The organism is Micromonospora sp. NPDC047074 (genome assembly GCF_040643815.1).
In the GTDB taxonomy this organism is placed as follows: Bacteria; Actinomycetota; Actinomycetes; order Mycobacteriales; family Micromonosporaceae; genus Micromonospora.
Window position 1 is genome coordinate 55,194 of the sequence record NZ_JBEYVB010000002.1, and the last position, 21,047, is coordinate 76,240.

The 21,047-nt window shown below is 73.9% G+C and carries 19 protein-coding genes; 15 read left to right on the top strand and 4 right to left on the bottom strand.

What is annotated here, in order from left to right; translation table 11 throughout:
* Window positions 1–9: 9 nt before the first annotated feature.
* The gene (locus tag ABZ809_RS03920; protein ID WP_357560886.1) at window positions 10–1,110 is read right to left on the bottom strand and encodes an L-dopachrome tautomerase-related protein; all 1,101 of its coding nucleotides are present in this window, start codon (window positions 1,108–1,110) and stop codon (window positions 10–12) included.
* 248 nt (window positions 1,111–1,358) lie between these two features.
* On the opposite strand from ABZ809_RS03920, the gene ABZ809_RS03925 reads away from it, so the two are divergent.
* The 8 genes from ABZ809_RS03925 (at window position 1,359) to ABZ809_RS03960 (ending at window position 10,608) form a co-directional block, all read left to right on the top strand.
* Window positions 1,359–3,470 (top strand): copper-translocating P-type ATPase, encoded by a 2,112-nt coding sequence (locus ABZ809_RS03925; RefSeq protein WP_357560887.1) that lies wholly within the window; start codon window positions 1,359–1,361, stop codon window positions 3,468–3,470.
* A gap of 199 nt (window positions 3,471–3,669) precedes the next feature.
* Window positions 3,670–4,278, top strand: coding sequence for a helix-turn-helix domain-containing protein (locus ABZ809_RS03930; RefSeq protein ID WP_357560888.1), 609 nt, complete (start codon window positions 3,670–3,672; stop codon window positions 4,276–4,278).
* Window position 4,279: 1 nt separating this feature from the next.
* Window positions 4,280–5,038 carry an SRPBCC domain-containing protein gene (locus tag ABZ809_RS03935; RefSeq protein ID WP_357560889.1) on the top strand — a complete coding sequence of 253 codons (759 nt, stop codon included), beginning with the start codon at window positions 4,280–4,282 and terminating at the stop codon, window positions 5,036–5,038.
* A 379-nt stretch (window positions 5,039–5,417) separates the two neighbouring features.
* Entirely contained in the window at window positions 5,418–7,013 is a 1,596-nt protein-coding gene (locus ABZ809_RS03940) for an ABC transporter substrate-binding protein (RefSeq protein ID WP_357560890.1), read from the top strand.
* Entirely contained in the window at window positions 7,010–8,050 is a 1,041-nt protein-coding gene (locus ABZ809_RS03945) for an ABC transporter permease (protein WP_357560891.1), read from the top strand. The genes ABZ809_RS03940 and ABZ809_RS03945 overlap by 4 nt, the downstream gene beginning before the upstream one ends.
* Window positions 8,043–8,912 (top strand): ABC transporter permease, encoded by an 870-nt coding sequence (locus ABZ809_RS03950; protein ID WP_357560892.1) that lies wholly within the window; start codon window positions 8,043–8,045, stop codon window positions 8,910–8,912. Before ABZ809_RS03945 ends, ABZ809_RS03950 begins: the two co-directional genes overlap by 8 nt.
* Window positions 8,909–9,940, top strand: a complete 1,032-nt coding sequence (locus ABZ809_RS03955; RefSeq protein WP_357560893.1) for an ABC transporter ATP-binding protein — start codon at window positions 8,909–8,911, stop codon at window positions 9,938–9,940. Before ABZ809_RS03950 ends, ABZ809_RS03955 begins: the two co-directional genes overlap by 4 nt.
* Window positions 9,937–10,608: an ATP-binding cassette domain-containing protein gene (locus tag ABZ809_RS03960; RefSeq protein WP_357560894.1), complete on the top strand. Its 672-nt coding sequence runs from the start codon at window positions 9,937–9,939 to the stop codon at window positions 10,606–10,608. Before ABZ809_RS03955 ends, ABZ809_RS03960 begins: the two co-directional genes overlap by 4 nt.
* Before the next feature lie 99 nt (window positions 10,609–10,707).
* Here ABZ809_RS03960 and ABZ809_RS03965 read toward each other — a convergent pair whose 3' ends face one another.
* Window positions 10,708–11,460 carry a zf-HC2 domain-containing protein gene (locus ABZ809_RS03965; protein ID WP_357560895.1) on the bottom strand — a complete coding sequence of 251 codons (753 nt, stop codon included), beginning with the start codon at window positions 11,458–11,460 and terminating at the stop codon, window positions 10,708–10,710.
* Between the two features lie 90 nt (window positions 11,461–11,550).
* Window positions 11,551–12,111: a sigma-70 family RNA polymerase sigma factor gene (locus tag ABZ809_RS03970; RefSeq protein WP_357560896.1), complete on the bottom strand. Its 561-nt coding sequence runs from the start codon at window positions 12,109–12,111 to the stop codon at window positions 11,551–11,553.
* Window positions 12,112–12,289: 178 nt separating this feature from the next.
* Between ABZ809_RS03970 and ABZ809_RS03975 the strand changes: the two genes are divergently transcribed.
* From ABZ809_RS03975 to mnhG, 7 genes are all read left to right on the top strand, one after another.
* Complete coding sequence (locus tag ABZ809_RS03975) at window positions 12,290–13,888, top strand: amidohydrolase (RefSeq protein ID WP_357560897.1); 1,599 nt, start codon at window positions 12,290–12,292, stop codon at window positions 13,886–13,888.
* Between the two features lie 122 nt (window positions 13,889–14,010).
* Complete coding sequence (locus ABZ809_RS03980; RefSeq protein ID WP_357560898.1) at window positions 14,011–16,854, top strand: Na+/H+ antiporter subunit A; 2,844 nt, start codon at window positions 14,011–14,013, stop codon at window positions 16,852–16,854.
* Window positions 16,851–17,318 (top strand): Na(+)/H(+) antiporter subunit C, encoded by a 468-nt coding sequence (locus ABZ809_RS03985; protein ID WP_357560899.1) that lies wholly within the window; start codon window positions 16,851–16,853, stop codon window positions 17,316–17,318. The genes ABZ809_RS03980 and ABZ809_RS03985 overlap by 4 nt, the downstream gene beginning before the upstream one ends.
* Window positions 17,315–19,021 (top strand): Na+/H+ antiporter subunit D, encoded by a 1,707-nt coding sequence (locus tag ABZ809_RS03990; protein WP_357560900.1) that lies wholly within the window; start codon window positions 17,315–17,317, stop codon window positions 19,019–19,021. The genes ABZ809_RS03985 and ABZ809_RS03990 overlap by 4 nt, the downstream gene beginning before the upstream one ends.
* Entirely contained in the window at window positions 19,018–19,665 is a 648-nt protein-coding gene (locus tag ABZ809_RS03995; RefSeq protein WP_357560901.1) for a Na+/H+ antiporter subunit E, read from the top strand. Before ABZ809_RS03990 ends, ABZ809_RS03995 begins: the two co-directional genes overlap by 4 nt.
* Window positions 19,662–19,925, top strand: a complete 264-nt coding sequence (locus ABZ809_RS04000) for a monovalent cation/H+ antiporter complex subunit F (RefSeq protein ID WP_357560902.1) — start codon at window positions 19,662–19,664, stop codon at window positions 19,923–19,925. Before ABZ809_RS03995 ends, ABZ809_RS04000 begins: the two co-directional genes overlap by 4 nt.
* Complete coding sequence (mnhG, locus tag ABZ809_RS04005; protein ID WP_357560903.1) at window positions 19,922–20,287, top strand: monovalent cation/H(+) antiporter subunit G; 366 nt, start codon at window positions 19,922–19,924, stop codon at window positions 20,285–20,287. The genes ABZ809_RS04000 and mnhG overlap by 4 nt, the downstream gene beginning before the upstream one ends.
* Window positions 20,288–20,487: 200 nt before the next feature.
* On the opposite strand, the gene ABZ809_RS04010 is transcribed toward mnhG, so the two are convergent.
* Window positions 20,488–20,982, bottom strand: coding sequence for a zinc-binding dehydrogenase (locus tag ABZ809_RS04010; protein WP_357560904.1), 495 nt, complete (start codon window positions 20,980–20,982; stop codon window positions 20,488–20,490).
* Window positions 20,983–21,047 lie beyond the last annotated feature (65 nt).

Genomic DNA, 21,047 nt, shown 5'->3' on the forward strand with positions numbered 1-21,047 from the left:
CGGCCGGTGTCAGATCAACCGGACCGGTCCCGCGTCGATCCGGACCCGGAACAGGGCGTACGGCTTGCGTCGCAGGTCCCGCCCGCCCTGGTACGTGGCCTGCCGGTGCAACTGGTTGGCGGTGACGTACAGGTGCCCGTCGGCCGCCACGGACATCGTGTCGGGCCACAGCAGCCGTGGGTCGTGGACCACCGTCTCGTACGTGCCGTCGGGGTGGCGACGTAGCACCGCGTTCTGCTCGTATGACGTCAGGTAGAGCCGGCCGGCGTCGTCGGTCTCCAGGCCGTCGGAGCCGCCGCCCTTGTCGCCCTCGTCGACGACCGACGCGGCGACCCGGTCGTCGGCGACCGAACGGTCGGCGAGCGAGTCGGTGGCGACGCTGTACCAGCGGCGCGACGCGAGCGGGCAGTAGTGGAGCCGGGCGCCGTCGGCGGAGATGGCGATCCCGTCGGAGCCCATCGCCACCGGCTTCGGTGGCCCGTCGGCGGGGCGTTGCAGGAACGGCCGCCCCTCGACGACGGGCCGGAACGTCTCCAGCGGCTCGGCCCTGGTGGACGGGTGGTCGTGCAGCCGCCGCCAGGACGCGCCGCTGGCCAGGTCGACCACGATGATCCCGTTCGGGCCGGAGTCGGAGGAATCGGTGATGTAGGCGATGCCCGCCTCGCCGCGGCGCAGGTCGAAGCGCACGTCGTTGAGGTAGGTGCTGGGCAGCGCCACGTCGGCCGGAAAGGTGATCACCTGGGCGACGGTGTCGGTGTCCAGGTCGACCCGGACCAGCTTCGGGCCGCCGGGTGCGGTGGGCCGGAACATCGGGCTGCCGGTGTCGAGCACCCAGAGCCGGTCGGCGGGGTCGACGACGACGCTCTGCACCGACACGAACGCGTCCGCGTCGTCGTCGCCCGAGGGGCTGTTCCACCGCTCGTCGGGGAACGGCACCTCGCGGCCGTCGCGCAGCTCGACCACCGTGGCGGGCACCTCGTCGCCCCACTTCGGGAAGTTGACGAAGATCCGGCCGGTGTGCGAGACGCTCACGCCGGTGGGCATCGGGCCGGTGAAGGAGTGGACGAGTTCCAGCTCGCCGACCGGCTCGTCGGTCACCGGCCCGGTCACGGCGCGCTCCGGGGGCGCACGCTCGGCGTCCGGCCAGTCGAACCCGGCACCGTGCCGGCGGGCACGCGGCAGTCCGCGGTCTGCATGAGCGCCTCCACTCCTCGGGCTGGGCGTGGACCTTCCCGGCGCGCTGCGTCGCAAACCGTCCCGCTCCGCATCGCCGGCCGACCGTCATCACGCCTTCCGTGAGCGGCCGAGCCGCGCCGCGATACCCGCCGGGGGTATATGGTGATCGCGAGGAGGTGGAGATGTCCCACGACTCGCACCACCACGGCGACCGCCCGTCCCACGCGACGGCGGATGCGTCACCCCCACCCGACGAGGGAGAACACGCCCACGGCGCGGGCGGGCACGGCGGCCATGACAAGCACGCCGGGCACGATCCGGAGGTGTTCCGCCGGAAGTTCTGGCTGAGCCTGGCGCTGACCGTGCCGATCGTGCTGACCAGCGAGATGGTGATGGAGTGGTTCGGCTACCGGCTGGACTTCCCGGGTGTCTCGTGGGTCGGCCCGGTCCTCGGCACGGTCGTCTTCTGCTACGGCGGCTGGCCGTTCCTGGTCGGTGCGGTACGGGAGGTGCGCGACCGGGCGCCCGGCATGATGCTGCTGATCGCGATGGCCATCACGGTGGCGTACGTAGCCTCGGCGGCGACCGCGCTCGGCGCCTTCGACCTGGACTTCTGGTGGGAGCTCGCCGCCCTGGTCACGATCATGCTGCTCGGGCACTGGCAGGAGATGAAGGCCATCGGCCAGGCGCGGGGCGCCCTGTCCGCCCTGGCGGCGCTGCTGCCCGACGACGCCGAGCGGGTGTCCGCCGGCGGTGAGGTCGAGCGGGTGTCCGTGGCGGAGCTGCGGGTCGACGACCTCGTGCTGGTCCGCCCCGGCGCGCGGGTGCCCGCCGACGGGCGGATCACCGAGGGCGCCGCCGAACTGGACGAGTCGATGGTCACCGGTGAGTCCCGGCCGGTCTCCCGCGACGTGGGGGACCGGGTGGTCGCCGGCACGGTGGCCACCGACGCGGCGATCCGGGTACGCGTCGAGGCGGTCGGCGAGGATACCGCGCTGGCCGGCATCCAGCGCCTGGTCGCCCAGGCCCAGCAGTCCAGCGGGCGCGCGCAGGTGCTCGCCGACCGGTTCGCCGCCTGGCTGTTCTACGTGGCGACCGTGGTGGCCGTGGCGACCCTGGTGGCCTGGGCCGTGTTCGGCGACCTCGGCGAGGCCGTGGTGCGTACCGTCACCGTCCTGGTGATCGCCTGCCCGCACGCGCTGGGCCTGGCCATCCCGCTGGTGATCGCGCTGTCGACGGCCGTGGCGGCCAAGGGCGGGATCCTGGTCAAGGACCGGCTGGCGCTGGAGCGGATGCGCACGGTCGACGCGGTGCTGTTCGACAAGACCGGCACGCTGACCCGGGGCGAGCACGTCGTTTCGGGGGTGGCGGCGAGCGGAGGCGGCAGCGAGGACGACGTGCTCGCCCTCGCGGCGGCGGTGGAGGCGGACAGCGAACACCCGCTCGCCCGGGCCATCGTCTCCGCCGGGGCCGAGCGCGGCGGGGCCCGGCGGGCGACGGGGTTCCGCTCGCTGACCGGGCGCGGCGTCCGCGCCGAGGTCGACGGCACGGCGTACGCCGTCGGCGGCCCCGCACTGCTCCGCGAGCTGGGCGCCGAGGTGCCGGACGACCTGGCCGACCGGCAGGCCGACTGGTCGCGTCGGGGCGCGGCGGTGCTGCACCTGCTGCGTCTCGACGGTGACACCGCCACCGTCCTCGGCGCCCTCGCGCTGGAGGACCAGGTCCGCCCCGAGGCCCGGGCGGCGATCGCCGAGCTGCGGGAGCAGGGCGTCGGCAAGATCGTGATGATCACCGGGGACGCCCGGCCGGTCGCCGACGCGGTCGCCGCCGACCTCGGCTTCCGGCCCGGCGTCGACGAGGTCTTCGCCGAGGTGCTGCCCGCCGACAAGGACGACGCCGTGGCCGACCTGCAACGGCGCGGGCTGCGGGTGGCGATGGTCGGCGACGGGGTGAACGACGCCCCCGCCCTGGCCCGGGCCGACGTGGGCATCGCCATCGGCGCCGGCACCGACGTGGCGATCGAGTCCGCCGGGGTGGTGCTCGCCTCGTCCGACCCGCGCGGTGTCACCGGCGTGATCCGGCTGTCCCGGGCCTCGTACCGCAAGATGATCCAGAACCTGGCCTGGGCCGCCGGCTACAACGTGGTTGCCCTGCCGCTGGCCGCTGGCGTGCTGGCCTGGGCCGGGGTGACGCTCAGCCCGGCGGTCGGCGCGGTGCTCATGTCGGCCTCGACGATCGTGGTGGCGCTCAACGCCCAACTGCTGCGCCGGGTGCGCCTGCGGCCGTCGGAATGACGAGCGGCGCCAGTGCCGGTGACAGCCATGCCTGTCCGAGCCCGACGATCTTGCACTTCCTGCCCGGTCAAAACCGGGCATAGGCCCCATGCTAGGGGCGGGAAGTGCAAGATCGCGAGCTGAGGGCGGCCCCGGCGCGTCCCGAACCGACCAATCAGGTTTTCTTGACAGTAAAATCTGTCGGTGGAAGGGTGGGGGCATGTTCGAAGTCGCAGTGATCGAGGATCCGGCAGCGGCCGAGGTGTCGCTGGACCCGATGCGGGTCCGGCTGCTGGCCGCGCTCGCCGAGCCGGCCTCGGCGACGATGCTCGCCGCCCGGGTCGGCCTGCCGCGGCAGAAGGTCAACTACCACCTGCGGGCACTGGAGCAGCACGGCCTGATCGAGCTGGTGGAGGAGCGCCGGAAGGGCAACGTCACCGAGCGGATCATGCGGGCCACCGCGGCGTCGTACGTGATCTCGCCGGCGGCCCTCTCCGCGGTGCGGCCCGACCCGGCGCAGTCGCCGGACCGGCTGTCGGCGCGGTGGCTGCTGGCCCTCGCCGCCCGGCTCGTGCAGGACGTCGGCGCGCTCATCACCGGCGCGGAGCGGGCGAAACAGCGGGTGGCGACGTTCGCCGTCGACGGCACCGTCCGGTTCGCCTCGGCGCGCGACCGGGCCGCCTTCGCCGAGGAGTTGGCGGCCACGGTCACCGCACTGGTCGGCAGGTACCACGACGAGAACGCCCCCGGCGGCCGTGAACACCGGGTGGTGGTCGCCCTGCATCCCAGCGCCGACCAGGACGACACGAAACAGAGTGAGGGGCACTGACATGGGACACGACTTCGAGCTGCGCAAGGAAGTCGAGCTGGCCGCCACGCCCGAGCAGGTCTGGGAGGCCATCGCCACCGGTCCGGGCATCGACTCCTGGTTCATGGGCCACACCGAGGTCGAGCCGGGCGAGGGCGGCCGGACCCGCCTGACGATGGCCGGCCACGTCGAGGAGTCGACGATCACGGCGTGGGAGCCCGGGAAGCGGCTCGCCGACCGCACCGAGCCGGGGGCGGACGGCACCTTCATGGCCGTGGAATACCTCATCGAGGGCCGCGAGCGGGGCAGCACGACACTGCGGCTCGTGCAGAGCGGCGTGCTCGGGGACGACTGGGAGGCCGAGTACGAGGCGATGGCGGTCGGCTGGGACATGTACCTCGGGACGCTGGCCGCGTACCTCGCCCACTTCCCCGGCCGGACCGCGGCCCCGGTCGCGGCGTTCCGTCCCGGCTGCGGTGGAGCGGACCGGGTGTGGGCGGCGGTGGCCGACGCCATCGGTGTCGCCGGCCCGATCGCCGAGGGACAGCGGGTCCGGTTCACCGTCGACGGACTGCCGCCGATCGAGGGCGTCGTGGACCTGGCCGGTCTCCCGACCTACGTCGGAGTCCGCACCGCCGACGCGCTCTACCGGTTCCTCCACTCCGGCGCGGAGCGGGGTGACGCCCTGGTCCTCGGCCACCACGTCTTCGACACCGGGCAGGACCCGGCCCACGTCCAGCGAGCCTGGCGGGACTGGCTGATCGCCCTCCCCATCGGCTGACCCGCCGACCCGGACGCCCGGCAGGCCGGGCCCGACCCGGACGCCCGGCGGACGGGGGTCGATCCGGCCACCCGGCAGGCTCTGCCGGGTGGCAGCCGGGTCGGTCCCGCCGGGCGTCCGGGTGTGGTCGGGGCGTGCGGCGACGGCGGTCCGGCCGGTGTGGTTCCCGCGACACTGGCCGGCGGGCTTGTTGCGTAATCGTGGCAACTGCGTGATGCTGGCGACAGCGGGGCGGGTGCCGTGGCGATGATCCAGACCATCTCCACGGTGCCCGCCCCGCTCGTGACCGCTAACAGGCGCGGCGCGGTCGGTCCACCGCACCACGCCGGTCCGGTGCGTACGCCGGCCGGTCGTGCGGGGAACAGACCGGGAGCATGTGATGGGTACGTCCGTGTCCAAGCGCGCGACGGCAATGGCCGTCGCCGGTGTCCTCGCCCTGGCCGGCTGCTCGTCCCCGACGACCACCTCGACGGCCGCGGGCGGCGCCGGCCCCCTCGTGGTGGCGACGGCGGGCGAGCCCGACACGTTGAACCCGGTGCTCAACTACGGGGTCGACGGCGGCTCCCTGATCTTCGACGGGCTGGTCGCCCGCGACGCCCGCAACCAGCTCGTGCCGGCGCTGGCCCGCGAGCTGCCGACCGTCTCGCCCGACGGCAGGACGGTCACCGTGAAGCTGCGCGACGGCGTGCTGTTCCACGACGGCAGCCCGTTCACCGCGCAGGACGTGGTCTTCACCTACCAGGCGGTGCTGGACCCGAAGGTCGACTCCACGCTCCGCTCCGACCTGGACATGCTCGCCTCGGTCACCGCCCCCGACCCGTCGACCGTGGTGTTCTCCCTGAAGTACGCCTACGCCCCGTTCCCGCAGCGCCTGGCCCTCGGGATCGTGCCGGCGAAGGCCCTGGCCGGGCAGGACGTCAACAAGGCCGAGTTCAACCGCAAGCCGGTGGGCACCGGCCCGTACCGGGTGACGTCGTGGACCCCCGGCGACCGGCTCGTGCTCGCGGCCAACGAGAAGTACTGGGACGGCAGGCCCGCCAACAGCGGGGTGGTCGTGGCGTTCGTCCCCGACGACAACGTGCGCGCCCAGCGGATGCGGGCGGGGGAGTTCGACGTGGCGGAGCTGGCCCCGAAGCTCACCACCGGGTTCGACGGGCAGGCCGGCTACCGGGTGGAGCGGGTGCCCACCGCCGACTACCGGGGCGTGATGCTGCCGGCGGGCAACCCGGTCACCGCCGACCTCGCGGTGCGCCGGGCGCTGAACGCGGCGGTGGACCGCGCGGCCATGGTCACCGGCCTGCTCGGCGGTGCCGGAGAGCCGGCGTACGGGCCGGTCCCGCCGACGTCGGAGTTCGCCGAGCCGTCGATCGTCGGCAAGCCCGCCGCCGACCCGGCCGCGGCGACCGCCGCGCTCGACGCCGCCGGCTGGCGGCCGGGCCCGGACGGCATCCGCGTCAAGGACGGCCGGCAGGCGGCGTTCTCGCTGATGTACCCGGCCCCCGACAGCCTGCGCAAGGAACTGGCCCTCGCGGTGACCGCCGACGCGAAGAAGGTCGGCATCAAGATCACCCCAGAGGGCCTGACCTGGGACGCGATCACCCCCCGGATGAAGAGCGACGCGCTGGTCATGGGCTACGGCACGCCGTACGACCCGGACTTCGTCTCCTACAAGCTGTTCGGCTCCGCCTTCGCCGGCCAGGGCTTCTTCAACCCCGGCTCGTACCGTTCCGCCGTGGTGGACAAGGCGTTGCAGGACGGCCGCGCCAACGCCGACCCGGCCACCCGCAAGGCCGCGTACGCCACGTTCCAGAAGCAGCTCGGCACCGACATGCCGTGGGTGTTCCTCACCTACCTGCAGCACACCTACGTGGTGAAGGACGCGGTCGCCGGGGTGACGCCGCGGGTCGAGCCGCACGAGCACGACGTGGCCAACAGCCTCTGGTGGAACATCCACACCTGGACGAGGAAGTCGTGACCACACCCGCCCCGGTCACCGCGCCGTCCCCGGCCAAGGCTCCCGCCCGCCGGTCCCGCCGGCTCGCGGGCGCCGGCGCCGTGGTGCGCCGCCGGCTGCTGGTGGCCGTGCCGATCCTCGCCGCCACCAGCGTCGGCATGTTCGCCCTCGGCGCGGCCTCGCCGATCGACCCCGCCCAGCAGTACGCGGGCGCGGCGGCGTTCACCGCCAGCGAGGAGAACCTGGCGCAGATCCGCGCCAACTGGGGCGTCGACGACCCGCTGCCGGTGCAGTACCTCCGCTGGGTGGGCAACCTGCTCCAGGGCGACCTGGGCTGGTCCACCAGCCGGCACGAACCGGTCACCGCCGTGCTCGCCGCCCGCGCCGGCTGGACCCTGCTGCTGGTCGGCGCCGCACTCGCCCTCGTCCTCGTCGCCAGCTTGCTGTTGGGCACCCTGGCCGCGTACCGGCGCGGCGGCTGGTTCGACCGGGCGTTGCGCACGACGGCGTACACGGTGCAGTCGATGCCGGTGTTCTGGCTCGCGCTGGCCGCGATCGCCCTGTTCGCCCTCACCCTCGGGTGGCTGCCGGCCGGCGGGCTCACCGACATCACCGCCACCAGCACCGAGCCCGCCGACGTGGCCCGGCACCTGATCCTGCCGGTGACCGTGCTGGCGGTCGCCCAGGCGCCGTGGTTCGTGCTGTTCGTCCGCGACGCGGTCGCCGACAGCCTCCGCGACGACCACGTCCTCGCCGCCCGGGCGAGAGGGCTGCCCGGCCGCACCGTCCTGTTCGGCCACGCCCTGCGTACCGCGCTGCTGCCGTTCCTCACCCTCGTCGGCACCCACCTGCCGGAACTCATCGGCGGCGCTGTCCTGGTGGAGACCGTGTTCTCCCTGCCCGGTCTCGGCGCGGTCACCGTCCACGCCGCGCTGGGCAGCGACTTCCCGCTGCTGGCCGCCACGACCCTGGCCACCACCGTCGTGGTGCTGGCCGCGAACCTGGCCACCGACCTCGCCTACGCCGCCGCCGACCCCCGGGTACGCCTCGATGACTGACCTCGCCCTGCCCGCGCGGCTCCGGCGGGCGAAGCCCCGTACGGGCCGGGCCGGTGCCGCCGTCGCCTGGACCGTGCTCGTCGGCGCGGGCCTGGCCTGCCTCCTCGCCCCCGTCCTCTGGCCGCTCGACGAGAGCGCGGTGGACCTGGCCCGCACCCGGCTCGCCCCCTCCTGGGCGCACCCGGCGGGGACTGACGACCTGGGCCGTGACGTGGCCCACCGCAGCCTCTACGGCCTGCGCGTCTCGCTGCTCGTGGGAGTCGTCGCCGCGCTCGTCGCCACCGTGATCGGCGGCCTGGTCGGCGCGGTGGCCGGCACGGTCGGCGGCTGGGTCGACCGGGTGCTGATGCGGGTGGTCGACACCATCGCGGCGCTGCCGCACCTGCTGCTGGGCATCTTCATCGTCGCGATGCTGCGCCCGAGCCTCAACGCGGTGATCCTCTCGATCGGGCTGACGCACTGGCTCTCCACCGCCCGCATCGTCCGATCGGAACTGCTCAGCCTGCGCAACCGCCCGTTCGTCGACGCCGCGATCTCCGGCGGGGCCAGCCGTGCCCGGGTGCTCACCCGGCACCTGCTCCCGCACGTGCTGCCCCGGTTGGCGCTGGCCACCACGCTGATGGTGCCGCACGCGGTCTGGCACGAGACCGCGCTGTCCTTCCTCGGTCTCGGCCTGCCTCCGCACCTGGCCTCGGTCGGCAACATGATCAGCGACGGGCAGCGGTCCCTGCTCACCGGCGCCTGGTGGGCCAGCATCGTGCCCGGCCTGCTCCTCGTCGTCGTCACCCTCGCCCTGGCCACCCTCACCGGCCGGTGGCGCGACCGCCTCGACCCGCGCGTACGAGCGGAGCTGAACCTGTGACCGCCACCCGCGAGCCCCGCGCCACCTCCGCCGCCGCAACGGCCGACACCGCAGCCGACGGCCGGCCCGGCCTGCTGGAGGTCGACGGCCTTACCGTCCGCTTCCAGCTCCGCGACGCCGTCGTGCAGGCCGTCACCGACCTGCACCTGACCGTCCGTCCGGGCGAGCTCCTGGCGGTGGTGGGGGAGTCCGGCTGTGGCAAGTCGGTGCTCGCGCACGCCCTGCTCGGCCTGCTGCCCCGCAACGCGGCCGTCACCGGTCACGCCCTCCTGCGCCCACCCGCCGGGGAACGGATCGACCTGATCGGCGCGTCCGAGCGCCGCCTCGCCCGCGCGGTCCGGGGACGCGCGGTCGGGCTGGTGCCGCAGAGCCCCGCCACCGCGCTGACCCCGGTGCGGACGGGCCGGCGGCTGCTGGAGGAGACCCTGCGCGCCCACGGCCACCCCCGGCGCGAGGCACCCACGGCGGCCGACCGGATCGCCGCCGAGGTCGGTCTCGACCCCGCCGATCTCGACAGCTATCCCCACGAGCTGTCCGGCGGCATGGCCCAGCGCCTGGCCACCGCCCTCGCCCTCGCCCCGGACCCGCCGCTGCTGCTCGCCGACGAACCCACCACGGGGCTCGACCGGCCCCTGGTCGACCACACGCTCGACCTGCTGCGGCGCCGCTGCGACGCCGGCGGTGCCGTCCTGCTCATCACCCACGACCTGGCCGCCGCCCGCCGCGTCGCCGACACCGTCGCCGTCATGTACGCCAGCCGGATCGTCGAGCGCCGGCCCACCGAGGAGCTGTTCGCCGCGCCCGCCCACCCCTACTCGGCCGGCCTGCTCGACGCCCTGCCCGAGCGGGCCTTCCGGCCGGTCCCCGGGCACCCGCCGATGCTCACCGACCTGCCCACCGGCTGCGCCTTCGCCCCGCGCTGCGACCGCGCCACCGACGTCTGCCGGACCCCGCCCGCGCCTCCCGCGGACGGGCCGGGCCAGGTCGCCTGCCACCACCCCCTGACCGTCGTCGGAGCCCCGGCATGACCAGCAGCTCGCTCGCCGCCCACCAGGTCGCCGTCTCCTACGGCCGCCGGCGCGTCCTCGACGGCGTCGACCTGCACGTCGCCCCCGGCGAGACGGTCGGGCTGCGCGGGCCCTCGGGTAGCGGCAAGTCCACCCTCGCCCGGGTGCTCGCCCTGCTGCACGCACCGAACGGCGGGCACGTCAGCCTGGACGGCCAGCGGGTGCCGGGAGCCCGCCACCGGGTGCCCGCGGCCGTCCGTACCCGGGTCGCGATCCTCTTCCAGAGCCCCCGCGCCGCCACCGACCCCCGGCTGGGCCTCGCCGACATCATCGCCGAACCGCTGCGCGCCACCGGCGTCGCCGAGGAGCAGGCGCGGGCCCGGGCGGCGGAACTGGCCGATCTCGTCGGTCTCACGCCGGACCTGCTCGCCCGCCGGCCGCACGCCGTCAGCGACGGGCAACTGCAACGCGCCTGTCTCGCCCGGGCCCTCGTGCACCGGCCGGACTACCTGCTCTGCGACGAGGCCACCGCCATGCTCGACGCCTCGACCCAGGCGCACCTCGCGGCCGTCGTCACCGACTACCAGCGACAGCACGCGGCCGGGGTCCTGCTCATCACCCACGACCCGGCGCTGATGACCCGCTGGGCCACCCGCGTGGTCGACCTGCCCGCCCCGCCGCCGTCCTGACCGCCGCCGGGCGGAAGGTGTAAGGAAGGGCACCTTCCTAACGCATAGTGTTAGGAAGGTGCCCTTCCTTACACCACAATCCCGCGTCGGCGCCGGGGGTCAGGCCGCGCGGCGGTCGGAGGCGCGGGCGGAGCCGGGATACGGCGACGGGAGCAGCCGCAGCCCGGGCGACTCCGCCGGCTCGTCGGTGGGAAGGTGCCAGCGGGGACCGTCCGGGCGGTCGCGCCGGGCCGCCGGGCCGCCGGGGCGCAGCCCGGGACGGGACAGGGCGACCACGACGACGTAGCCCGCGAGCAGGAAGCCGTGGCTGACCAGCCGGGCGGTGTCCACCTGGCCGGTCAGCAGGTCGTTGACCGACAGCAGGGCCAGCATCCCGACGAAGGCGCTCAACATCGGCACCAGCCCCGTCGGGGGCGTACGCCGGGCGGCGACGAACAGGAAGCCCGCGCCCACGGCGACGTTCCACGCCGCCGACTCGTGCCACAGGTGCCCCGTCGCCAGACCGCCCGCCGGGTGCACGTGGGGGGCGGAGCTGCCGCGCCCGACCTGTGCGAGGCCCAGCACGAGTTGCAGCGCCCCGATCAGACCCAGCGCCGCCCGCAGGGTGAGCACGACCCGCCGCCACCGGCGGGGCGACGGTGTGGGCAGCGCGCCGAGGATGACATCGGTGCGGTCGTCGTCGACGACGGCGACCGACAACCGGACCCGCCGGGTCACCGCCGCGGCCCGGTCGTACCACGCCCGGCAGCCGTCGCAGCCAGCCAGGTGGCCGGCCGCCGCTGTCCGCTCCGCGGCGGTCTCCTCCCCGTCCAACTGCGCCGACAGCACCTCACGCCACTGCTCGCAACCCATGTACGGTAGTCGCCCCGGGCGGGCCGTTGGTTCCCGCGCACTTCGGCGGATCATGGCCTTCGCGCAGGTCGACAGGGGTGTGCGGGCGCCTCAGCCAATGGCGTCGCCGAGCCGGCGGGAGCCCGGCCGGCCGTCCATGGCGGCGACCAGATCCTCCCGGGCGCGGGCCACCCGCGAGCGGATGGTGCCCACCGGGCAGCCGCACACCTCCGCCGCCTCGGCGTAGGACAGGCCGAGGACCTGGGTCGCCACGAACGCCTCCCGCCGCTCCACCGGCAACGCCGCGATGAGGCGTTCCAGCACCACCTGCCGGTCGAAACCGCTGTGCGCCGGGTCGGGGGCGTCGTAGCGGTCCGCTATCGACACCGTCCGGGGCCGTGACGTCATGGCGCGGACGTGGTCCGCGGCGACCCGCCGGGCGATGGTGAGCAGCCACGTCCGCGTAGAGGAGCGTCCGGCGTACGACGGTAACGACCGCATCGCCCGCAGAAAGGTCTCCTGCGCCAGGTCGTCCGCCTCGCCGGGGGAGACCAGCGCGGCGAGGAAGCGTCGGACCTGCTGCTGCGTCGCGCGGACGAAGGAGGCGGCGGCAGCCCGGTCACCCCGGCCGGCGGCGAGCGCCCACGCTGTCAACTCCGCGTCGTCAGCCATCCGGCACCTCCGTGCCGGGCCGGCGGAGGACGGGCCGCCCGACGACAGTCACGTCAGATCTATCTGGTGACTCTGCACGGTACCGCAGTTGGCGCGGTGCGCTCTGCCCCGCGCATGCGTTTCTGCGGCACCCCCTAGCATGGTTGGTCCCCACCCCACCGTCGAATCAGGCGACCCCATGACCGGTACGGTTTTCGAGAACGCCCGGATCCACACGCTCGACCCCGTCCGCCCGTACGCGGAGGCGATGCTGGTGCGCGGCGAGCGGATCGTCGCCGTCGGGGACCTGGACGAGTGCCGGGACCGTGCCGGCGGTGCGGTGCGCCGGGTCGACCTCGACGGGATGACCGTCCTGCCCGGGATGATCGACAGCCATCTGCACTCGGCGCTCTACGTGCGGGGCCTGGAGCAGGTGGACCTGCGCGGCACCACCAGCCTCGACGAGGCGCTGACCCGGATCGGGCGGCACGCCGCCACCCTGTCGCCCGGGGCGTGGCTCTTCGGCGGCCGCTGGGACAGCCACAAGTGGGAGCGGCCGGTGCAACCGAACCGGGCCGACCTGGACCGCGTCTGCCCCGACCGCCCCGCCGTGCTGCCCAGCATCGACGGGCACACCACCTGGGTCAACACCGCCGCCCTCCGGCACCTCGGCATCGACGCCGGGACCCCCGACCCGATCGGTGGGCAGATCGTCCGCGACGAACGCGGCGAGCCGACGGGGATCCTGCGGGAGTCGGCCGGGGACGCGGCCTACGACCTGATGCGCACCTCGCTCAGCGGTGACCTGGTCACCCAGCTGCGTACCCACCTGCCCCGGCTGCTCGCCGTCGGCCTCACCAGCATCCACGACATCGACGGGCAGGACTGCCGGGCCGCCTACGAGACCCTGTACGCCCAGGGTGAGCTGCCGCTGCGGGTGCACAAGTCGATCCCGGTGACGGCGCTGGACGAGGTGATCGACCTGGGCTGGGCGACCGGCGCCGGCGACCGCTGGCTGAGCACCGGACCGGTCAAGATCTTCACCGACGGGGCGCTCGGTTCGCACACCTGCCTGATGACCGAGCCGTACGACGGCGAGCCCGACAACCACGGCATCGCGGTCACCCCCGTGGAGGAGTTCGAGCGGCTGGTGGCGAAGGCGGCCGGCGCGGGCATCGCCGTCGCGGCGCACGCCATCGGCGACGCGGCGAACGAGATGGTGCTGCGCGCGTACGCCCGCTGGCAGGAGTCGGCGCGCACCAACCCGACGGCGGTACGGCGGCTGCGGCACCGGATCGAGCACACCCAGCACCTGCGGCCGGCGGACGTGCCGCTGCTCGCCCGGCTGGGCGTGGTCGCCTCGATGCAGCCGACCCACTGCACCAGCGACATCCCCCTTACCACCCGGATGCTGGCCGGCCGGGACCTCGCCTCGTACGCCTGGCGCAGCCTCCTGGACGCCGGTGCGACCGTGGCGTTCGGCTCGGACGCCCCGGTCGAGGACCCGGATCCGTTCTACGGCGTGCACGCCGCGGTGACCCGGCAGCAGCCCGACGGCACCCCGCCCGGCGGCGTGCAGCCGCACGAGCGGCTCGATCTCGACACGGCGCTGCGCTGCTTCACCGAGGCGGGCGCGTACGCCTCCTACGAGGAGCACCTGAAGGGGCGGCTGACCCCCGGGATGCTCGCGGACTTCATCGCGCTGCCCGTCGACCCGTACCAGGTCGAGCCGGCCGCCCTACGTGACCTCGCGGTGGCGCTCACCGTGGTGGGTGGGGTGGTGCGCTGGCAGCGCTGACCACCGACACGCTCCGGCCCAGATCACAGCCTCCAGCCCTCCGGCCGCGTATCGCCTATAGGCGGATGCGGTCCTTACCGGATAGGGTGGGCTAACCGGCTGTCCGACTCTGGGGAGGGTATGTGCTGGTTCTGGTGGCGATCCATGCGCTCGCAGCCGTGATCGCCCCGGGACTGATACGTATCTGGGGGCGTCGCGCCCTCTACCTGGTGGCCCTGGCCCCCGCCGCGACCCTGGCCTGGGCGTTGACCCGCACCGGAACGGTCCGTTCCGGCACCCCGGTCGTCGAGACGGTCACCTGGGTTCCCCAGCTCGACCTGGAGATCGCCCTGCGGATGGGCACCCTGGCCTGGCTGATGGTGGTGCTCGTCGGCGGGGTCGGTGCGCTGGTGCTCGCCTACAGCGCCCGCTACTTCCGCTCCGACGACCCCGGCCTGGGCCGGTTCGCGGCGGTCTTCGTCGCCTTCGCCGGGGCGATGCTCGGCCTGGTGGTCTCCGACGACCTGCTGCTGCTGTACGTGTTCTGGGAGCTGACGACCGTCTTCTCCTACCTGCTGATCGGCAGCGACCCGACCCGGCGCTCCAGCCGGCGGGCCGCCATGCAGGCGCTGCTGGTGACCACCCTGGGCGGCCTGGCGATGCTCGCCGGGTTCGTCATGCTCGGGCAGCACGCCGGCAGCTACCGCTGGTCGGAGATCGCCGCCGACCTGCCCGGCGGCGGCTACCTGGCCGTGGCGCTGCTGCTGATCCTGCTCGGCGCGCTGAGCAAGTCGGCGATCTTCCCCTTCAGCTTCTGGCTGCCCGGTGCCATGGCCGCGCCCACCCCGGTCAGCGCCTACCTGCACGCGGCGGCGATGGTCAAGGCCGGTGTGTTCCTCGTCGCGCTGATGGGGCCGGCCGTGGCCGGGGTCACGCCGTGGCGGCCGGTGCTGCTCGTCGGCGGGCTGCTCACCATGTTGCTCGGCGGCTGGGCGGCGCTGCGGCAGGTCGACCTGAAGCTGCTGCTGGCCTACGGCACGGTCAGCCAACTCGGCCTGCTCATGGTGGTGCTCGGCGCGGGCACCCGCGACACCGCACTGGCCGGCGTGGCGATGGTGCTGGCCCACGCCCTCTTCAAGTCCACCCTGTTTCTCGTGGTCGGCCTCGTCGACCACGCCGCCGGCACCCGTGACCTGCGCGAACTCGGCGGCCTGGGGCGGCAGGCCCCGGCGCTCGCGGTGGTGGCCTGCCTCGCGGCGGCCTCCATGGCCGGTCTTCCGCCGCTGGCCGGCTTCGTCGCCAAGGAAGCCGCCGTCGAGGCGTTCCTGCACGGCGGCGGCACCGATCTGGCGGTACTCGTCGGCCTGGTGCTCGGCTCGGCGCTGACCGTGGCGTACACGCTGCGCTTCGTCTGGGGTGCGTTCGCCGCCAAGCCCGGAGTGCCCACCACCCAGGTCCGGCCGGTCCGGTGGCCCTTTCTCGCGCCGGCCGCCGTGCTCGCGGCCGCCGGCCTGGCGGCGGGCCTCTTCGCGCCGTTCGTCGACGGCGTCCTCGCCCCGTACGCGGACCTGTACCCGAGCACCGGGCCCGGCTACCACCTCGCGCTGTGGCACGGAGCGACTCCCGCGCTGGGCCTGTCGGCGCTGGCGGTGGCCGCCGGGGCCGGGCTGTTCCTGCTGGGGCACCGGGGGCGGCTGCGCCCCGGGGCGGCCCGCCTGCCCTTCGACGGGGCCTCGGTCTACGACCGGCTCATCGGCGGGGTGGACCGGCTGGCGGTGGAGCTGACCGGCGCCACCCAGCGCGGCTCGCTCCCGTTCTACCTGGGCGTCATCCTGTTGGTGCTGATCACCTTGCCGGGTGGGGCGCTGCTGGCCGGGTTCCCCTGGCCGCAGCGGTTCGAGCTGTGGGACACCCCGTTGCAGGCCGTGGCCGCCGCCGTGGTGGTGGTCGCCGCCGTGGCCGCCGCCCGCGCCCTGCGACGGTTGACCGCGATGATCCTCGTCGGCGTCGCCGGCTACGGCACCGCGTTGCTGTTCATCCTGCACGGCGCCCCGGACCTGGCCCTGACCCAGTTCCTGGTGGAGACCGTCACGATCGTCATGTTCGTGCTGGTCCTGCGCCACCTGCCGGCCAAGTTCTCCGAGCGCCCCATCCGGTCCAGCCGGCGCGGTCGCGTGGCGCTCGGCGTCGCCGTGGGCGTGGTCACCGCCGGCATGGCGTACGTCGCGGCGGGGGCGCGGGTGGCCACCCCGATCTCCGTCGACTTCCCCGACGAGGCCGTCTCCTACGGCGGCGGCAAGAACATCGTCAACGTGACCCTGGTCGACATCCGGGCCTGGGACACCATGGGCGAGATCGCCGTCCTGGTGGTGGCCGCCACGGGCGTGGCCAGCCTCATCTTCCGCCGGTCCCGGGACCTGGGCCGACGCAGCGTCATCCCCGGCGCCGGGCGCAGCGAGTCGTCGCGCCCGCGCTGGCTCACCACCGGCGCCACGGCCCGCCAGCAGTCGGTCATCCTCCAGGTCGTCACCCGGCTGCTGTTCCACGTCATCCTGGTCTTCTCGATCTACCTGCTCTTCTCCGGGCACAACGCCCCCGGCGGCGGCTTCGCCGCCGGACTGGTCGCCGGGCTCGCACTGGCCGTGCGTTACCTGGCGGGCGGGCGTACCGAGCTCAACGGGGCCGCCCCGGTCGACGCCGGCGCGGTGCTCGGCGCCGGGCTGTTCGTCGCCGTCGGCACGGGCCTAGCCGCGATGCTGCTCGGCGGGGAGTTCCTGCAGAGCGCCCTGCTCGACATCCACCTGCCGGTCCTCGGCCACGTCCACTTCGTCACGTCGGTGTTCTTCGACGTCGGGGTCTACCTCATCGTGGTCGGCCTGGTCCTGGACATCCTGCGCAGCCTGGGCGCCGAGATGGACCGCCAGCAGGAGACCGACCAGCACGAGACCGAACAGGCCGACGACGACCGGACGAAGGAGCTGGTGTGAACCCGAACCTGACCTACGTCCTCGTGGTGGGCGTGCTCTTCGCGACCGGGGTGACGCTGCTGCTGGAACGCAGCCTCACCCGGGTGCTGATGGGCGTCATCCTGCTCGGCAACGGTGCCAACCTCCTCCTGCTCACCGGCGGGCAGGCCGGCGGGCCACCGATCGTCGGCACCACCGCCGAGGGGGACATGAGCGACCCGCTGCCCCAGGCGATGGTGCTGACCGCGATCGTCATCACCCTCGGCATGACCGCGTTCCTGCTCGCCCTGGCGTACCGCAGCTGGCACCTCAACGGGCACGACGAGGTGCAGGACGACGTCGAGGACCGCCGCATCATGGAGCTGGCCGACCGGGACGAGGGGCCGGGCACCGCCGACACCGACACCGGGGACGGCGACCCGAACGCCGTACCCGCCGACGACCGGGCGGCGAGCCTGGCCGGTGACGCGGGGAGGGCCGGATGACCTGGCTCGTACCCCTGCCGGTGGTGATGCCGCTGCTCGGCGCGGCCCTGACGCTGCTGCTCCTGCGCCGGCCGCGCGCCCAGCGGTGGGTCAGCCTCACCGTGCTCACCGCCACCGTCGCCGTGGCGGCGCTGCTGCTGTTCCGCTCCACCGTCGACGGGCCACTGGTCGTCGAGGTCGGCGGCTGGGTCGCGCCCCTGGGCATCGTTTTGGTAGCCGACCAGCTCGCCGCGCTGATGCTCGTCGTCTCCGCCGCCGTCACCCTGTGCGTGTTGGTCTACTCCATCGGGCAGGGCATGGCCGACGGCGACGAGGAGACCCCGCTGTCGGTCTACCACCCGACCTACCTCGTGCTGACCGCCGGAGTGTGCAACGCGTTCCTCTCCGGCGACCTGTTCAACCTCTACGTCGGCTTCGAGATCCTGCTGGTCGCTAGCTACGTGCTGTTGACCCTGGGCAGCACGGAGACCCGGATCCGGGCCGGCACCACGTACGTCGTGGTCAGCCTGCTGTCGTCGCTGATCTTCCTGGTCGCGATCGGTCTGGTCTACGCGTCGACCGGCACGCTCAACCTGGCCCAGCTCGTCGACCGGCTCGACGCGCTGCCGGACGACCTGCGGCTGGTCCTGCAGGGGATGCTGCTGCTCGCCTTCGGCATCAAGGCAGCCGTGTTCCCGCTGTCGGCCTGGCTGCCCGACAGCTACCCGACCGCCCCGGCCCCGGTCACCGCCGTCTTCGCCGGCCTGCTCACCAAGGTCGGCGTGTACGCGATCATCCGCACCGAGACGCTGCTGTTCCCCGGCGGGCGCACCGCCGACCTGCTGCTGGTGCTGGCGGCGCTGACCATGGTGGTGGGCATCCTCGGCGCGGTCGCCCAGTCCGACGTCAAACGGCTGCTGTCGTTCACCCTCATCAGCCACATCGGCTACATGCTCTTCGGCGTAGGCCTGACCACCTCGCTCGGGCTGTCGGCGGCGATCTTCTACGTGGTGCACCACATCACCATCCAGACGACCCTGTTCCTCGCCGCCGGCCTGGTCGAACGCCGGGGCGGCAGCACCGCGCTGGACCGGCTCGGCGGGTTGGCCCGGCTCTCGCCGCTGCTGGCCGTGCTGTTCTTCGTACCGGCGCTCAACCTCGCCGGCATCCCGCCGTTCTCCGGGTTCCTCGGCAAGCTCGGCCTCGTCCAGGCCGGCGTGGACGACGGTGGCCCGCTGGCCTGGACGCTCGTGGCCGGTGGGCTGATCACCAGCCTGCTCACCCTCTACGCCATCGCCCGCGTGTGGAACCTGGCGTTCTGGCGGGCACCGCATCCGGACATGCCCGACGTCGGCGGCAGCACCCGCGTCGACACCGGCCGCGTCGACACGACCCGCGCCGACACCGCCCGCGCCGACACCGCCCGCGCCGGCACCGGCCGGGTCACCGGGCCCGGGGTCACCGCCACGGCCGAGGCCGCCGGTCAGACCGCCGGCGCCGCCCGGGTCGCCGTCGCCGAACGCCCGGACCGGGGATCGGAGCCCGAGGCGTCGGGCCCGGTGCTGCCCCGGCTGATGATCGCGCCGACCGTCGCCCTGGTGGTGCTCGGGCTGGCGCTGACGGTGGTCGCCGGGCCGCTGTTCGACCTCAGCACCGACGCGGCCGACGACCTGCTGCGCCGGACCCCGTACGTCGAGGCCGTGTTCCCGGACGGTGCACCGTGACCAGTGACCCGACGACCACCCCGACCGCGCCCGCGAAGCCTGCCCGGCCGGCCAACCCGCCGTTGACCCGGCTGGCGCGGCGCCGTAACCGGATCGTCGCCGCGACCGGGCTGACGGGTGTCTGGATGCTGCTCTGGGGCACCCTCAGCTGGGCCAACCTGATCGGTGGGCTGGTGCTCTCCGTCGTGCTGCTGGCCGTGTTCCCGCTGCCGCCGGTGACCTTCGCCGGGCGGATCCGCCCCGTGCCGCTCGCCCGGTTCTGGCTGCGCTTCCTGTGGGACCTCGTGGTCGCCTCCGCCCAGATCGCCTGGCTGGCGGTGCGGTTCGGGCATCCCCCGCTCAGCGCGATCATCGCCGTGCCGTTGCGGGTCAACACCGACCTCAACCTCACGCTCACCGCCGAGGCGCTCTCCCTGGTGCCCGGCAGCCTCATCCTGGAGGCCGACCGGGCGACCGGGACCCTCTACGTGCACGTCATCGGCGTACGCAGCCGCGACGAGGTGGAGCGGTTCCGGCAGGGCGTACTGGACCTGGAAGCGCGCATCGTCGCGGCCATCGGCTCGCCGGACGAGCTGCGCCGCGTGACGCATCCCGACCCCGCCGGCCTGCCGAAGCCGGCCCACCCGGAAGGGGCATCGACATGACAGTCGTCGCCGTGACCGTCGGCGTGCTGCTCGCCGTGGCCGTCGGACTGACCCTCACCCGCATCATCCGTGGACCGTCCATCCTCGACCGCGCCGTCGCCACCGACGTGCTGCTCGCCGTCGTCGTCGCCGCCATCGCCACCGAGGCCGCCTACAGCCGCGACGCCACCGCGCTGCCCGTGCTGGTCGTGCTCGCCATCCTCGGGTTCGTCGGTTCGGTGAGCGTGGCCCGCTTCGCGGCCAGGAGAAACGTCAAGTGACGCTCGACGCCGTCCTCGACGCCACCGCCGCGGTCTGCCTGATCGCCGGCGCGCTGCTCTGCGTCGCCGCCGGGGTGGCGCTGGTGCGCTTTCCCGACCTGCTCGCCCGCATGCACGCGGCGGCCAAGCCCCAGGTGCTCGGCCTGCTGCTCGTCCTGCTCGGCTGCGCGCTGCGTCTGCGCACCGGGGTGGACATCACCACCCTCGTGCTCGTCGGCGTCTTCCAGCTCGCCACCGCGCCGGTCGCGGCGCACATGGTGGGCCGAGCCGGTTACCCGCACGACGAGATCCGCGGCGACCTGCTGATCACCGACGAACTAGCGCCCCACCTGGACCGGATCAGCGCCGGCCGGCCGTCCTGACCCGGTGCGTCCGGCACGACGGCCCGAAGGCGGACTGCCGGAGACCCGGCGGTGGCGCATGGCGTCGCCGGTACCTTCCGAGGTACGGACCCAGAGGGCGTAGGACCTGAACGGGAAACCGCCCCTCTGGTCGCTGACCAGAGGAGCGGCTCCGCCACCCTCGCCGGCCAGGGTGCCCCGCGGACGCAGCCGGTCACATGTCACGTACCGTGCCTGCTGGTCCGTTGCTGGACCGTGACGACGATCTTCTTCCCGGCGTGGAGCCCCTTCTCGAGGCGGCGGTGTGCCTCAACGGCGTCGTCGAGGGCGAACACCCGGTCGATGGCGGGCCGCAGTGCACCGAGGCGTACACCGGCGTTCAGGAAGGCCGCCATGCGCTTCACCACGACGGCGTCGACGGTGTGCTCGAAGCTCCGGTAGCTGAAGATCGTGAGCGGCGCGTTTCCCGGGAAGGATGTGGGCCGAGGGTCCAGGAAGCCCGCGGCGACCAGGGTTCCGCCGGGGCGGGCCGCCTTCACGAGATCCTGCTGGCCGGGACCCATGACGACGTCGAGGACGATGTCGGCGCCGATCCCGCCGGTGTGGTGGCGGACGGCTTCGACGACGTCCACATGGTCGGTGGCGATGACCGCGGCGGCGCCGGCGGCGAGCAGGTCGTCCTTCTTCGCCGTGTGCCGGGTGATGGCGATGGGCACGGCGCCGATCTGCTACTTCTGCTCGGGCTCGCACGGCGGGTTGATCACCGACGCCATCGCCCGCA